12 protein-coding genes are annotated in these 14,385 nt (G+C 44.3%); 3 read left to right on the top strand and 9 right to left on the bottom strand.

All coding sequences use genetic code 11. The features are described 5' to 3' along the window. The first annotated feature begins 17 nt into the window (after positions 1-17). Both iolB and iolG read left to right on the top strand, forming a co-directional pair. Positions 18-842, top strand: coding sequence for a 5-deoxy-glucuronate isomerase (gene iolB, locus DFP76_RS06640; protein ID WP_113873875.1), 825 nt, complete (start codon positions 18-20; stop codon positions 840-842). A 29-nt stretch (positions 843-871) separates the two neighbouring features. Further along, positions 872-1,870 (top strand): inositol 2-dehydrogenase, encoded by a 999-nt coding sequence (gene iolG / locus DFP76_RS06635; protein ID WP_113873874.1) that lies wholly within the window; start codon positions 872-874, stop codon positions 1,868-1,870. 108 nt (positions 1,871-1,978) lie between these two features. On the opposite strand, the gene DFP76_RS18095 is transcribed toward iolG, so the two are convergent. The 3 genes from DFP76_RS18095 to DFP76_RS06625 form a co-directional block, all read right to left on the bottom strand. Next, positions 1,979-2,146, bottom strand: coding sequence for a hypothetical protein (locus DFP76_RS18095; RefSeq protein WP_181799803.1), 168 nt, complete (start codon positions 2,144-2,146; stop codon positions 1,979-1,981). 215 nt (positions 2,147-2,361) lie between these two features. Continuing rightward, a complete protein-coding gene (locus DFP76_RS06630; RefSeq protein ID WP_113873873.1) occupies positions 2,362-2,766 on the bottom strand; it encodes an acyl-CoA thioesterase in 405 nt (134 codons plus the stop codon). 104 nt (positions 2,767-2,870) lie between these two features. After that, entirely contained in the window at positions 2,871-3,485 is a 615-nt protein-coding gene (locus DFP76_RS06625; RefSeq protein WP_113873872.1) for a dual specificity protein phosphatase family protein, read from the bottom strand. 414 nt (positions 3,486-3,899) lie between these two features. Between DFP76_RS06625 and fucP the strand changes: the two genes are divergently transcribed. Continuing rightward, the gene (fucP, locus tag DFP76_RS06620; protein WP_113873871.1) at positions 3,900-5,204 is read left to right on the top strand and encodes an L-fucose:H+ symporter permease; all 1,305 of its coding nucleotides are present in this window, start codon (positions 3,900-3,902) and stop codon (positions 5,202-5,204) included. A gap of 101 nt (positions 5,205-5,305) precedes the next feature. Here the strand turns inward: fucP and DFP76_RS06615 are convergent, their stop codons facing one another. The 6 genes from DFP76_RS06615 to DFP76_RS06590 all read right to left on the bottom strand — a co-directional run bounded on the left by DFP76_RS06615 (position 5,306) and on the right by DFP76_RS06590 (position 14,253). After that, positions 5,306-9,331 carry a non-ribosomal peptide synthetase gene (locus tag DFP76_RS06615; RefSeq protein ID WP_113873870.1) on the bottom strand — a complete coding sequence of 1,342 codons (4,026 nt, stop codon included), beginning with the start codon at positions 9,329-9,331 and terminating at the stop codon, positions 5,306-5,308. A gap of 198 nt (positions 9,332-9,529) precedes the next feature. Next, the gene (locus DFP76_RS06610) at positions 9,530-10,750 is read right to left on the bottom strand and encodes an MFS transporter (RefSeq protein WP_113873869.1); all 1,221 of its coding nucleotides are present in this window, start codon (positions 10,748-10,750) and stop codon (positions 9,530-9,532) included. A 30-nt stretch (positions 10,751-10,780) separates the two neighbouring features. Continuing rightward, positions 10,781-11,233, bottom strand: a complete 453-nt coding sequence (locus tag DFP76_RS06605; RefSeq protein ID WP_113873868.1) for a pseudoazurin — start codon at positions 11,231-11,233, stop codon at positions 10,781-10,783. Then, positions 11,223-12,059, bottom strand: coding sequence for an ABC transporter ATP-binding protein (locus DFP76_RS06600; RefSeq protein ID WP_113873867.1), 837 nt, complete (start codon positions 12,057-12,059; stop codon positions 11,223-11,225). The genes DFP76_RS06605 and DFP76_RS06600 overlap by 11 nt, the downstream gene beginning before the upstream one ends. 3 nt (positions 12,060-12,062) lie before the next feature. Continuing rightward, a complete protein-coding gene (locus DFP76_RS06595) occupies positions 12,063-13,118 on the bottom strand; it encodes a FecCD family ABC transporter permease (RefSeq protein WP_113873866.1) in 1,056 nt (351 codons plus the stop codon). A 34-nt stretch (positions 13,119-13,152) separates the two neighbouring features. Continuing rightward, on the bottom strand, positions 13,153-14,253 hold the full coding sequence (locus tag DFP76_RS06590) for an ABC transporter substrate-binding protein (RefSeq protein ID WP_113873865.1): 1,101 nt from the start codon (positions 14,251-14,253) through the stop codon (positions 13,153-13,155). Positions 14,254-14,385: the final 132 nt, after the last annotated feature.

Below are 14,385 nucleotides of genomic sequence, written 5' to 3'. Positions count from 1 at the left end.
TTACGAGGGGAAGCAATATGTCACGTTTACTCAGTAAAAAGCGTCAACAGGCCGGGCAGTCACAAACTCAGTTGGTGACGCCAGCCAGTGCCAATTGGCAGTATGTTGGCTTTGAGGCTCATCAGCTAAAAGCGGGTGAGTCAGTTAGCCTTGCGACTGGCAGCGACGAAGTTTGCGCCGTGATTTTGAGTGGTAAGGCGAATGCACGCACTCAGAATGAGTCCTGGGATGACATTGGCGATCGCATGAGTGTGTTTGATCAAAAAGCCCCTTATGCGGTGTATGCGCCTGCTCAAGATGAAATTGCTATTGAGGCGCTGACCGATGTGGAAGTCGCATTTTGCAAAGCGCCAGGCAAAGGCGGTCATGCCGCTAAATTGATTCGTCCTGATCAGTGTCAGTACGAAACCCGTGGTGTGGCGAGTAATACGCGCCACGTTTGCAATATCTTGTTTGGTAATGAACCTGCGGATAGTTTGTTAGTGTGTGAAGTCATCACACCTAGTGGTGGTTGGTCGAGTTATCCGCCTCATAAGCATGATACCGATGCAGCACCTGCGGAAACTCAGTTAGAGGAAACTTATTACCATAAGATAGATCCACCTCAAGGTTTTGCCTTTCAGCGTGTCTATACGGACGATCGCAGCATTGATGAAACCATGGCAGTGGAAGATGGTGACTTGGTGATGGTACCAGAGGGCTACCATCCTGTGGGGGTGCCACACGGTTATCAATCTTACTATCTAAATGTCATGGCAGGACCCAGTCGTAACTGGATCTTTCATAATGACCCCGACCATGAGTGGATCATAGAACGGGATAAAAAAGTAACCAATGGTTGATTGAATAAAAATAACATAAGGATTTCACTATGTTGAACTTTGCTTTATTTGGTGCGGGTCGTATTGGCAAGATGCATGCGCAAAACCTTCAGGCGTTCGCTCATTCAAATTTGAAATACGTTTATGATGTGTATGCGCCAGCGGCTCAAGAAGTGGCAAAGGCCACGGGTGCGAAAGTGGCAGCCAGTGTGGAAGACGCGTTATCGGATCCTGAAGTGGATGCGGTATTGATTGCGACCAGTACGGATACGCACGTGGATTTGATCATTAAAGCGGCGAAAGCGGGTAAGGCGATTCTTTGTGAGAAGCCAATTGATCTGGATACAGTTACCGTAAACGCTTGTATGGAAGAGATCAAAGATTGCAATGTACCGATTCAAATTGGTTTTAATCGTCGTTTCGACCCAAGTCACGGTGCTGCGGCTAAAGCGGCGCATGATGGTAGCGTCGGTAAGCTTGAACAAGTGATCATCAGCAGTCGCGATCCAGGCATGGCACCGGTTGAGTACTTGAAATCATCTGGTGGTATTTTCCGCGATATGATCATCCATGACTTTGATATGGCGCGTTTCATCTTGGGTGAAGAAGTGGTTGAAATTCAAGCTTTTGGTAGTGCTTTGGTGGACGAAAAAATCACTGAAATTGGTGACGTTGACAGTGTCATGATCAATATGAAGAGCCAATCAGGTCGTTTGATCCATATTAATGGTTCACGTCGTGCAACTTACGGTTATGACCAGCGTGTTGAAGTGTTTGGTTCGGAAGGAATGGTGCTTTCTGACAACCAAACGCCAACTTCTGTCGTACGCTACAACACAGATACCACAGGCGTGAAAGATCCTTTGTTTAACTTCTTCATAGATCGCTATGGTGCAGCTTACAACCTACAGCTGACGGCTTTCATTGAGAATGTTTTGGCGAAGCGTCCGGTATCACCAAGCTTCGAAGATGGTCGTCGTGCGCAGATTTTGGCCGATGCGGCACAGAAGTCATTCGATACTGGTGAGAAAGTATCGCTTTCTTGGTAATGAATTAGCTTAGCGATTCTTTCCCCTAATGAAAAAGCCCCTTTGCAATAATGTAAAGGGGCTTTTTTTGCTAATAATGCTCTAAAACCGGATGGCTTGATGGGGTTTTTAGGCCAACCAGTCCGTTGTCTCAACACCGCTCCAGTTGATGTAGGAGGCTGGGCTATTCGGATTTGGGAATCGCTCTAGCTTAGCTTCGGTAAAGAGAAATTTATACGCTTTGTTTAGTAGTTTCATGGTGCCTTTTAACCTTCTTGTGAACAGCATAATCATCATGATTTCCCCCTCTTGGGTGACGAATGGGGCAAGCTTAAAAGGAGACTTTGTTGTATACAATTGATGTGTTTTCAGGTCATTGGTGAGCTTATTTCAACTATCTGATTTTGCGTGGTTTTTTGGCTAAATTAGGTAGGTTTTATGCTTAATTTAAGACAATAAAGGCCCAATTGTGCACAATGCTTTATGGGCCTTAATATGAAGTTTGAAAAGCGTCAAACAATCGCTTGTTCTATTTTTTGGCGATAGTCTTCGGGAAGCGGAATGGCGGCTTGATGCTCTTTTGAAAAACACACATAGGTAACGTCAGCTTCCACCACCAATTTGTTGTTGCTGGCATTTAGAATACGTTGTTTCATGGTGATACTGCGATTACTTAATTTGGAAAATTGAGTTTCTACTTCAAGCACATCGCCAAATCCTGCCTCAGCTTTGAAATCGATATTAATGTTCACTACCGCCCATACAATGCCTTGTTTTAGCATGTCATCGCCGACGTTGAATTCATCAAAAAAAGCCCAGCGACCTTCTTCTAAGAACTCTAAATAGCGGGCATTATTAACATGCTGAAAAATATCGAGGTGATAGCCTCTGACTTTGATTTGCACTTTACCTTGCATATAACCCTCCTGTTATTTTTATTCTCATCAAGGTTAAAGGGACAAGCAGAGCAAGCAAATGACAAAATCGCCTAACTTTAATGACAGTATGGCAGCGCAAGGAATTACAGCGTCATTTTTTGCAAATGCTTAGCCATCAAAGCGGCTTGCTCAGTTGCTTCAATCAAAGCTGGTTTTGGGGTTTCATACCATTCGTCTGGGTGCAATTCTCGCTTGATACGGATTAAATCAATGGCTGATTGCAGACTAGGATAGGTTTGTGGGTATTCTAGGTGTAAAAACAGTGCCAGTAAGGCCACAGAGCGGCTTCTACCTCCCCGACAATGTATTAATAGGTTGCCTTGTTCTTTAATTGGGTAAGAGGCTTTTTCAGGCATACGTTGGAGTAACGCAGCACGCAGTAAATAGTAGCCAGATAACAACATCTCTGAGGGATTGCCTGGCCCATCAATCAAACCAATCTTGTAATATCGTACGTGCCCCGTACCAAAATTCAGTAACGGAGGCTGATGTTTATGGTCGGTGGTGCTGGCAAGGTCAATATCCAGGTTCACCGCACAATTGAAAATAACTTTTATATTGTTTTCTTCATGCAGTTGACGATCTGCAGCGCCAGCTGAGCCGCCCAGATAAATATCAATATCATAGCCCTCGATATTTTCAACGATTAAGCTCATAGGAGGGCGAGGGTAACGCTTTTTAGGCTGACTGCTGGACATAGTGTGAAGATTCTCTTGTTGAAAATAGCAAATAGGGCAGAACGTTAATCAGTTTAGCATGAGTCATGGTCGCCCATCTTTAGGTGTCTGTTGGTTTTTGTTCGACAAGGCTTGATTGGCTTTAGTGAATGTTGCGTCACGAATGTTTCATTAATGTTAACGAACTTGGCAAGAAAAAGTTAAATGCTTGTGATTAATACAAGTTTTCGTCATTTCGGTCATTTTTTAGCACGCTTGGTGGTAGGATCCTGCACCAAATTTTGATACTGCGAGTGCTAAAAATCGTGTCATTTTTCTTCTAGATGAAGTGCTGTGGATTTTTAGTTCTTGAGCATCATTATCAATGTCTGACAGTGAGGAAAACTATTTCCTTAACGCTGTCTTCTAACTATAAATAATAGATGTTGTTGCTTTATGAAAAATCAAAACTCAGCGATCCAAGAAAATTCTTCTAACCAGTTTGTTTATGGCAATATGAAACTGGCGTTTATTTTATTGATTACCTGCTTTGCAGCCTGGGGTGTCGCGGCCAATATGACCGATCCTCTGGTAAAAGTATTCAGTAAAATTTTTACTATGAGTACTTTTGAATCTGCCTTAGTGCAGTTTGCATATTATGGTGCTTATTTCTGCTTAGCCATTCCTGCTGCATTTATCAATGCGCGCTATTCATATAAAGCGGGTGTATTGAGTGGTCTTGGCCTTGCGATTTTGGGCGCGTTGGCTTTTTATCCTGCCAGTACTTCCATGACCTATGGATTTTTCTTAGCGGCCTTGTTCATTATGGCGGCCGGCATGTCCATTCTGGAAACGTCTGCCAATCCTTTTGTTATGGCGATGGGCCCAGAAGCAACAGCAACACGCCGTTTGAATTTAGCACAAGCCTTCAACCCAGTTGGTACTAACATCGGTGTTTTTCTTGCTGCGACTTTGATCCTTCCTAAGTTGAATACAGCCACCGCTGAAGAACGTGCCAGCATGGCGCCTGAAATGCTTAAGAGCATTCAAGCAGATGAGTTGACAGGGGTAATGACGCCTTATGTTGGCATGGCATTTGTGCTTATGTTGATTTGGGTATTGGTATTCTTCATTCGTGTACCAAAAACCAATGCATCTGGTGCAGGTTACCGTGAAGAAGCCACTAAGATTGATTTCTTTGCCACTCTAGGCCGTTTGTTTGGTAATGCACAATACCGCTGGGGTGTGGTGGCGCAATTCTTTAATGTTGCAGCACAGACCTGTACCTGGACTTTTACTATCCAATATGTTCAAGAAGCGATTGGTGGTACGGAAGCCAGTGCAGCGGATTACCTACAATACAGCTTAATCATCTTCCTAATTTCGCGTTTCGTGATGACTTGGTTGATGGGCTTCTGCCGTCCAGCCTTGTTGCTTAGCTTGTTGGCTGCGGCTGGTACAGCATTGTGCTTGTATGCGGTAGTAACACCAAATGTATCTGGTGTATGGGCGATCGTGTCTATCTCGGCTTGTTTGTCACTTATGTTCCCAACCATTTATGGTGTGGCTTTGAATGGTTTAGGCAGTGATACCAAGTTCGGTTCAGCTGGTTTGGTCATGGCGATCTTGGGTGGCGCGATTATGCCATTGGTTCAAGGTGCAACGATTGACGCATACAGTGCAACCGTTTCTTATATTGTTCCTGCAGCTTGTTTCCTAGTGGTTGCTGCTTATGGTTTGTTTGCCATGAAGCGTACTTAATCCCTTAGACGATTAGTATCAAAAAGCCTCGCTTATGCGGGGCTTTTTAATCTCAGCTTGTCAGTTTTTATGATCTTTATATAAAGGTTAAATTGTTTGAATTAACGCAGTTTATCTTTTTTATTTTTGGGTTGCTTAATCTGGACCTTGTTTAATTGATTGCGCAGTATGGGGGCTATTTGACTGAGTGCCGATGGGTCGAGCATATCCTGATGATGGCAGGCGATTTGATGACTGACCACCTGACCACGGGTACGATTTTGCCAAGCGATGCTAGAATGTTCGAGTATTTTTTCCATTGAGCCGTTAACACTGTCTGCAGCCGCAAAGAACAGAATGTCTGCTTCTATGTTATGGGCTTTATATTGACTAGCCAGTGCTAGGTTATGTTCAACGGTTGCTTGAATACGACTCATAATATCCTCTTGGCTAGCTTGTATTTTCTTCACCACCGACATGGATGAGTCGTCGTAATCACGCCAGAGCAAGGCTGCTAATTCTGCTTTATTGATAGGCAGAGCCTCAAGTTTACTCAAATCATAGCCTAAAAAGATTAACGCAGATTTGACTATATCGGCTTCATTTTTGGGTTGCTGATAGTCTGTTTTGTATGGGTAACTGTCTAGCATACATAGGAAAGAAACGGATTCCCCTTGAGCTTCTAATTGTCGTGTTATGGCATGAGCAACTAAGCCGCCGAAGGACCAACCTAACAATTGGTATGGCCCTTTGGGTTGTACACTTTGTATTAGGGTTAAGTAGTGAGTTGCGACGTCTTCTAAGGTCTCTGGTATGGTCTCTGTTTGCGTTAAGCTTGGGGACTGTAAGCCAAACAATGGGGTTGATTGAGGTAAATGTTTGAGTAGTGCAGCATAACCCCAAGATAGCCCTAAGGCGGGGTGAATACAAAATAGAGGAGTGTGTTCGCCTGACGACTTAATGGGTAATAATGCTTGTAGAGGGTTCCAGTTGGAAGTTTGTTGTAAATGCTCCGCCAATTCCGCAATAGTCGCTGCTTTAAACAAGACGCCTAAGGGAATGTCCATGCTTAGGTTTTGTTCTAACTTATGCAGAATACGAGTGGCCGTTATGGAATCTCCACCTATTTCAAAGAAGTTGTCGTGTATTCCCACTAAGGTCAACCCAAGGGTTTCTGCCCACAGGTTAGCGAGCATCTCTTCCGTGTGGTTGCGTGGCGCTTGATAATGATTTGCCGTCTGCCAACTGGGCTGTGGTAGTGCTTTTCGATTGATTTTGCCGTTCGGCGTTAAAGGCATTTCATCTATGCAGATAAAGTGACTCGGAATCATATAGTCGGGTAACTTAGTGATTAATGTCTGTCGAATATCATGCATGTCTAATTCAGCCTGATCCGTAAGAAGGTAAGCGACGAGTTGTTTATTGCCGGTTGGAGAGGTTTGCGGCATAACCACTGCTTGCTCTATGGCTGACATAGCAGCTAAGGCCGATTCGATATCACCAGTCTCAATACGGAAGCCGCGAATTTTCACCTGATTATCTTCACGTCCTAGGTATTCTAAAACACCGTCCTCACGCCATCTGGCTTTATCTCCCGTGATGTAAACCTTTTCGCCACTGACGAAAGGGTGATCAATAAAACGTTCAGCGGTTAAGTCGGGGCGTTTGTAATACCCTAATGCTAACCCTTGCCCTGCAATGTAGAGGTCGCCCGTGACGCCAACGGGAACGGGTTGCATACTTTTATCAAGCACATACATTTGAGTATTAAAAATGGGACGACCAATGGGGGGACTTTGCAGGTCTCGCTCATGCTCAAGAGGCATGACACTTGACCATATAGTAGTCTCGGTTGGCCCGTAGAGGTTCATCACCGGATGACCTAAGGCATGCATATGTTTAGCCAGTTGCCCTGATAAGGCTTCACCACCGACTAATGCTCGCACCCCGTACCACTGTGTTTGATACTCTGGCAATAGAGCTTGCCAGAGTGAAGGTGTGGCTTGCATAAAGGTGATCTGCTGCTCGTTTGCTAAATGGGTAAGACGCTCTGGTGCTCTGACGGTGTCTCGAGTTGCTATGACCACAGAACCGCCAAGCATGATAGGCAAAAAGAGTTCCAATAACGAAATATCGAAAGAGATAGTGGTGACCGCTAAAAAACGATCTTGTTGACTGAAGTTGAGTTCTGCTTGCATCCCGAGCAAGAAATTTTTCAAGGCATGGTGAGAGATCTCAACGCCCTTAGGGCGACCAGTAGAGCCTGAGGTATAGATTACATAAGCCGGTGCGTGAGGCGCCACTTGAACTTGTGTTTGTAGAACGGCTTGTTGTTGCGATAAGTCAGTTGTTATTGCCTCTATTTGATCGGTATACAGCAAACTGAGTTTGCTATCCGGAAGACTGGCGCTGACTTCGTGGTTGGTAATAATGCAAGCTGGTTCAGCATCTTCCAGTATGTTGGCTAACCTTTTTTGTGGAAACTCTGGATCGAGTGGTAGGTAAGCTGCCCCAGCTTTCCATATGCCTAAAAGCACAGCGAGCATCTCACTGTTGCGAGGTAGGCAGGCCGCAACTAATTGCTCTGGTTTGACGCCATATTGAATGAGGCGGTGAGCCCAAGACACCGCTTTTTCATTAAGTTCTTGATAGGTGAAATTGCCATCTTCTCCTATGACTGCTGTGCTTGATCCTCGTTGCTTTACTTGCTGATGAAATAGGTCTAAATAACCATAGTCAGTAAGTTTGCTGTGTGTTTGATTCCAATCATGAAGGATAATCTGTTGTTCTGCATCACTTAACAGTTGTGCTTGTGCGATGGGTTGTTTTACTGAACTCAATAGGCTTTTAATTAAGCGTTCAAATTGTTGTAAGTGCTGGCTCAATTCCTTATCAGTATAACGTTTTGGATTGGCATCAAATTCAATGCTCGGGCCATTGCCATTCTTGCGATCAAAGATAAACACTGTCAAATCATCGATCATGGCATTGCTGAGATTGTGCAATGTGGTCGAGCAATCACCAAAATTCACGTCGTAATCAAAAGGTTCAATATTCACTCCTAAAGACGCAATTTGTTGATTGACGGAGAGCATGCCCAGATCTCGTTTCAAATCTTCATAACGGTATAGCTGATGACGTAACGCATGACGTACGACTTTGGAGGTTTGCTCCAATAACGCTTGAAAGCTCATGGTTGCGGAAAACGCTAAACGGATTGGTACCGCATTAGCTAACATGGTTGGCGTATTCTTTTGTATTGCATTCACTCTGGCAGAGACTGGCATCGCGATGACCAAGTCTTCCGCTCCAGTCATGCGATAAAAGTAGGCTGCGACTAACGCAATGAGAGTTTGGGGTCGACTGGCGCCAAACGCTTGACCAATCTGACTTAAATGTTCAGACAACGCGACGGATAAGTTTAAGGTTTGACGACGCATTGGGCTTTGATCGTCAGGACGAATGCGTTGTGCTAAAGAGACACTGTCAGGAAGGTGTACCAAATTGTTGAGCCAGTATTGTCGATCCGCCTTGAAGCGCTTGCTGTCTTTATATTTCTGTTCCTGCGCGAGTAAGTCTGCCAATGGGGGAAACGGACAATCCGTTATGTGGTGATCAAAGTAATAACCGTTATATAAATGGGCCAGACGTTGTGTAATCAAATGTCCACCAAAACCATCAAGTGCCACATGATGACAACGGTGATACCAGAAATAATGCTTGTCAGCGATTTTGATTAAAGCACTAAACCACAATCGTTCGCCTTTTTGTATTAGAGGTTTAAGGTAATCTTGTTTCATCCATTGCAAAGCATGGTCGATAGGATTGACCTCGTGACTCATATCGAGCATGGAGAAAGAGTCATCGTAAGATTGGGAAATAAACTGATAGGTTTCATCTTCAGTTTCGAGGATTTGTGAGCGAATGCAGTCGGTTTCTGTGATTAATTGATGAATGGCCTTTTGGAAGAGTAAGACATCCAAGTCACCATTAATTTCAAGGTATTCTGCGACATTGAAGGCCGTACCTTCAGGCGCCAATTTTTGTGCGATCCACTGACCGCGTTGAGCCGTCGACAAAGGCAATAGAGTTTGAGGTGATTGAGTATCAGGCGTGTTTAAACCGTCGGCATTGGTTTGCTTATTCATCTTAGTTTGCTCCTGCAAATTGGGAAGCGTTTCTTAGTAAGACGCCACCGTTATTCATAATCCGTATGAAACTTGATCAATATTATTACTGATATGTACCTAATTTAAGTACATATTGAGATGAATTTAAATACCCATTCATTATTAATGAGAAGGTTTTACATTTTAATGACAGCTAAACGGTCTGTTTTGAAAGGTTTATGCCTTCAATGGCTGTTTAACCTGCCAAAACAATAAGCCACCAGAAAGGACGCCACAACAAGCCAAACCAATCCAGATATAGGTATGAGAGACATTAGTGGATGAAAGTAACCAGCCTATGGTGATGTTGCCGGTAAAGGCATAAAGGCCGCCAATGCAGGAATACAAACCATAATGGCTGCCCAGTGTGTATGCCTCACAAAAGGTTGGAACGTGTGCTCCTAATAAAGGGAATACCAGCATAGAGCCAAGGCTAAAAAATAATGCACACAATATAAAAGAGAGGGCTGGCAAGGTGTCGAAATGCAGATTCAACCATAAATAACTGCTGCCCATAATTGACATGCCCAAGCCCATTCCTAGCGCCGTACCAAGTCGCTGCTCAACAAAACGACTAACCGGCATCTGCATGAGCACACCGGTAATGGACGATGTGGCAAACACCCAAGTGATGATGCTGACATCTTGAGTGACGACTCTTACTTCATGAGGAATGGCAACGTAGAGCTGGTGGAATAGCAGGTGATAAACCGAAGAGCAAAGCACAAATACCATAAAAGCTTTGTGTCTTATCATACTAAGCCACTGTCGCCAAAAGGGTGGCTGGGATTCCCTCAATGTCGTTTTTTGGGAGTCCAATTCAGGTAAAAAACGCCACTGAATCGCCAGAAGAATACTGAATAAACCCGCTGAAAACAGACCTACTAGAGCAAAATCCACCACCAGTAAACTCAGACCAACCAGAGGGCCCAACAGCATGCCTGCTTCCGAGGTGAGGTTTTGCAGCGCAAAAACTTTTTGCCGCTGATTTTGATGCGGGTATTCTGACGCTAAATAAGCTTGGCTACTTGGCGTAAATAAGGCACCAGCAAAGCCAGAGCAAAAGGCTCCGAGCAGCAGTACAGGCACAGTCTGACCAATACCCAGTAAAGCAAAGCCAATAATGCGTATAGCACAGCCCATTAAAATCAGCTTCTTATAGCCAAACAGATCGCCCAGCGTGCCGCCAACTAAAAATAGACCTTGTTGGCTTAATACTCGTAGTCCTATGATGGAACCGACAAACCAGCCGGTAATGCCCAAGTCGTGTTGCAGGTGATCTGCCAAATACGGCAGCAGCATGTAAAAGCCGAGATTAAAGGTGAAACCATTAATGACCAGTACTTTGCCTGCGGGTGATAAAAGCCGAGTATCGTTGATAAAGTGCTTGAAAAGCATGCTGTTGGGTTCTTTAAAGCGTTGTAGTGGCTAGCGAATTTGACTTAATAGGGCATCCATTCGCTCGGGCTTAAGGGCCATTTTAGAGCGTAAACGGGGGGCTTTTTTGTCAATCAAGGCTTGGTTTTTAGCGGCGCCAACTTGGATCATACCAACCATGCCCATCATCAAATGTGGCGGGCAATAATAAAGATGTATGCCTTCCGCATCAAGGGTGAAGGTATATTCTTTATCCAAAGAAGATTTCCATTGTCGGCTGCCTTCCGGCACCACATAAGACTGAGCATTATGACCAGAATGACTGGGCAGGAATGTGATTGTATCGCCAACTTGGGCATGGATAAAAGCAGGTTCAAAGATCATGCCGCCTTGTTCTGCAGAACCATAATTGAGCATCTGAATTTGCCATTCTTTGGCATGAACTTGCTGACCGATAAGTAAGATACTAAGCGTTACGCTGGTGACAAGATGGTTAAATCGCATTGGCTATTCCTTTGTCTAATTGCGTGACTTTTCCGTCCGTGGACAGATTTACTTCCGTGCGACTTCTACGGATGGTACGAACGAAGGGGAGACCATGACTGTCTTTGGAGATCTCAGCTTGTACGCCATACACCTCCTTGATCAGCTCGGGCGTAAGAATGTCTTTTGGATCACCACTTTTTACCAGTTGACCGTCTTTTAGTACCAATAAATTGTCTGCATATTGAGCCGCTAAATTAAGGTCGTGTAACACCATTAAGGTCACCCAACCTTGTTGTTTAGTTTGCTCATCAAGGTGATCCAACAATACATGCTGAAAATGCAAATCTAGAGCGCTGACAGGCTCATCGAGCATGAGTATTTTGGGATTTCGCATTAAAGCTTGGGCAAACAAAATCATCTGGCATTGACCGCCACTAAGTTTGTTCACTGAACGATTGGCTAGATGCAGTAAACCGATTTTATCTAGTGCCGATAAAGCTTGTTCAATTAAAGCATCATCAAGTCGTAAACTCAGGGCGTCTAGCTGACCGAGCAAAACCACTTCCAGCACACTGAGCTCAATATCCAGTCGGATATCTTGTGGCATGTAGCCGAAGAGTTTACGCCAAGCTGATAGTTGCTTTGTCGTTAACGTTTGATCAAAAAAGTGAATGTCGCCGGATTGGGCTTTAATGTCGCCAAATAAGGTTTTTAGTAAGGTACTTTTGCCTGTGCCATTAGGGCCAATAATAACATTGACCTTACCTGGCTGAAGGGAAAAAGACATGTCCTTAGCCAGCGTAAGAGTGTCTAAGGTGACATTGAGTTGGTTGACTGTCAGCATGATTTAGCGCCTTTTTCCTAAGATTAGCCAGAAGAAGAAAGGCACACCTATAATGGCTGTGACTATGCCAATAGGGAATAAAGCGCCAGGAACAATGACTTTGGATAACACTGATGCACTGGAAAGTAAGAAGGCACCAATTAAAAAAGACAGTGGGATGAAAAACCTTTGATCCTCGCCAACCAAAATCTTAGCAATATTTGGTGCGACAATCCCAATAAAGCCAATGATACCGACAAAGCTGGTCACTGTGGCTGTCATCAAAGCCACGATGAAAAGCGTTTTAAGGCGTAGACGACTGACATTGACGCCCAGGCTTTTTGCCCTTTCTTCACCCAAACGAAGGGCCGTGAGCTTCCAAGCATCTTTCATTAAAAAGACCATACAAACCAGTGTGACACCGCCGACGATCAAAAGGTTAGACCAAGACGCTTTAGATAAGCTGCCAAATAGCCAGAAAAGAATTTGCTGACTTAACTCTGGTGATGAAATGAATTGCACCAAGGACAATAGTGATTGGAACAAAAACAGTAAGGCAATACCGGCCAAAATGAGTTGTCCAGAGCTGATGTGTTGCATGGTTGCGAGTGCAAATAAAAAGGCGGCGGCCAGCATACAGCAAACAAAAGCACCAAGAGGCACGGCCACATTTGCATTCAAACCAAGGGAACCAACATACAAGGTCATGGCGGCGCCAAAACCGGCTGCCGCGGCCATTCCCAAAGTATAAGGACTGGCCATTGGGTTGTTTAGCAAGGTTTGCATTTCAGCACCACCCACCCCCAATACACCGCCAACAATGACCGCCATGATGGCAATAGGCAAGCGCAAATTGGTCACAATGACTTCTGTAGTGGGATCAACAGGTGTGTCGAAACCAATGAGATGAAGGAGAGCGTTAGCCACTTCTTTGATGTTCAATAAAGAAGGGCCAGTGGCCACATCTAAAATAAAAGACGTGATTAAAACCACGAATAGGATACTCATAACAAACCAGCGACGTTGCTCAGAACGTCGCTGGTTTGAAATAGCATCAGAAAGTAAACCTGATGACTGCATAGTTAGAATACCGACTGAAATGTTAGGCGGTATATTACTCCGAAAGTTGAACAGTAAAAGTACCGGTTGGGGTAACGGGTAAGTATTTCTTATAGAAATCCAGATAAGCTTGCTCAGGATTTACATCTTTAAACAGATCTGGGTACATGGCCTTAGCCATAAATTGTGCCATCGAGGCATCAAGAATGGTTCGAGACGCGCCTTGGTAAAGACCATAGATTTGGTCATTTTTTACCGCTGGCATTTGTGCCCAGCCTGCACGTTTTGTGAAACCGGCTAGGCGTTGTTTCGCCAAATCACGGTCAATGCCTTGCCCCATTGGCAGCGCATCGCCTTTGATACCAGACTCAGTACCTGTGATGAAGACTACTTGTGGTTTGGAAGCTAACACTTGTTCTGGGTTCATTGGTCCCCACCATTCTACAAAAGGTGCTGCTATGTTGTCGCCTTGAAGCATGGTAACCATGGCTCCCCACATGTTCTTACCATAGGTAAAGCTGTACTGACTTGGCCCTTTATTACCAAACTCAACATAGGTACGAGGTTTAGGCAGGTTTGCTTCTTTAATTCGTTTAATGGTGCTGTTAATGGTGGTTTGATACTCGTCTGCGATTTGATCCGCACGTTGTTCTTGGCCTGTTAGCTGACCAATAATTTGAGTGCTTCTTACATGGCGTTCAAGGGTTTGTGCGTTGTAATCTACGACAACGATTGGAATGCCTGCGTCTTCTAAACGCTCAACGTCCATGCCCAAGCCTTTGTATTGCCAATCGGCTAATAAGATAACACTGGGTCTTAGACTCAGTACTTTTTCGATGGAAAACGTCTGTGCTTCCACTTCCCCTACATCTGGAATTTTTTTCAGTGAAGGTCGGTAGTTGGTATACAGGTTCCAACTAGCAGGACGCCAAGCTTCCCATGTATCGCGGGATAATCCGACCACATAATCAAAGGCTTTTTCTGTACCAATGGCCATATAATCTTCTGCATAAAAACCAAGAACAACACGTTTAGCGGGTAAATCCACTTCAACTTGTCGGCCTAAGACGTCATCAATAACGGTTACTTTTGCTTGGACTGCACCAGTCAAAATGGACATTCCAAGAGCCATGGCAAGGAGGGAGCCGAGTTTCATCAATGTGATCCTTTGTTTGAGAATGATTTTCGCATGCGAATGTTACTCAAATGCGATTTTTTTTCAAGAGATATTGATTGCAAATATAAAAATGATCATTGCTTATATTATTTTATGAATCTTGCCTGACAA

This window comes from Marinomonas aquiplantarum (assembly GCF_003314975.1).
GTDB lineage: Bacteria > Pseudomonadota > Gammaproteobacteria > Pseudomonadales > Marinomonadaceae > Marinomonas > Marinomonas aquiplantarum.
Note: the sequence above shows the minus strand (reverse complement) of the source record. Positions and strands in the feature narration are given on the sequence as shown.

Coding starts and splice junctions, on each gene's coding strand:
- DFP76_RS06630 (WP_113873873.1), bottom strand. CDS start 2,766: ATGCAAGGTAAAGTGCAAATCAAAGTCAGAGGCTATCACCTCGATATT.
- fucP (WP_113873871.1), top strand. CDS start 3,900: ATGAAAAATCAAAACTCAGCGATCCAAGAAAATTCTTCTAACCAGTTT.
- iolG (WP_113873874.1), top strand. CDS start 872: ATGTTGAACTTTGCTTTATTTGGTGCGGGTCGTATTGGCAAGATGCAT.
- DFP76_RS06610 (WP_113873869.1), bottom strand. CDS start 10,750: ATGCTTTTCAAGCACTTTATCAACGATACTCGGCTTTTATCACCCGCA.
- DFP76_RS06625 (WP_113873872.1), bottom strand. CDS start 3,485: ATGTCCAGCAGTCAGCCTAAAAAGCGTTACCCTCGCCCTCCTATGAGC.
- iolB (WP_113873875.1), top strand. CDS start 18: ATGTCACGTTTACTCAGTAAAAAGCGTCAACAGGCCGGGCAGTCACAA.
- DFP76_RS06615 (WP_113873870.1), bottom strand. CDS start 9,331: ATGAATAAGCAAACCAATGCCGACGGTTTAAACACGCCTGATACTCAA.
- DFP76_RS06605 (WP_113873868.1), bottom strand. CDS start 11,233: ATGCGATTTAACCATCTTGTCACCAGCGTAACGCTTAGTATCTTACTT.
- DFP76_RS06590 (WP_113873865.1), bottom strand. CDS start 14,253: ATGAAACTCGGCTCCCTCCTTGCCATGGCTCTTGGAATGTCCATTTTG.
- DFP76_RS06600 (WP_113873867.1), bottom strand. CDS start 12,059: ATGCTGACAGTCAACCAACTCAATGTCACCTTAGACACTCTTACGCTG.
- DFP76_RS06595 (WP_113873866.1), bottom strand. CDS start 13,118: ATGCAGTCATCAGGTTTACTTTCTGATGCTATTTCAAACCAGCGACGT.
- DFP76_RS18095 (WP_181799803.1), bottom strand. CDS start 2,146: ATGATGATTATGCTGTTCACAAGAAGGTTAAAAGGCACCATGAAACTA.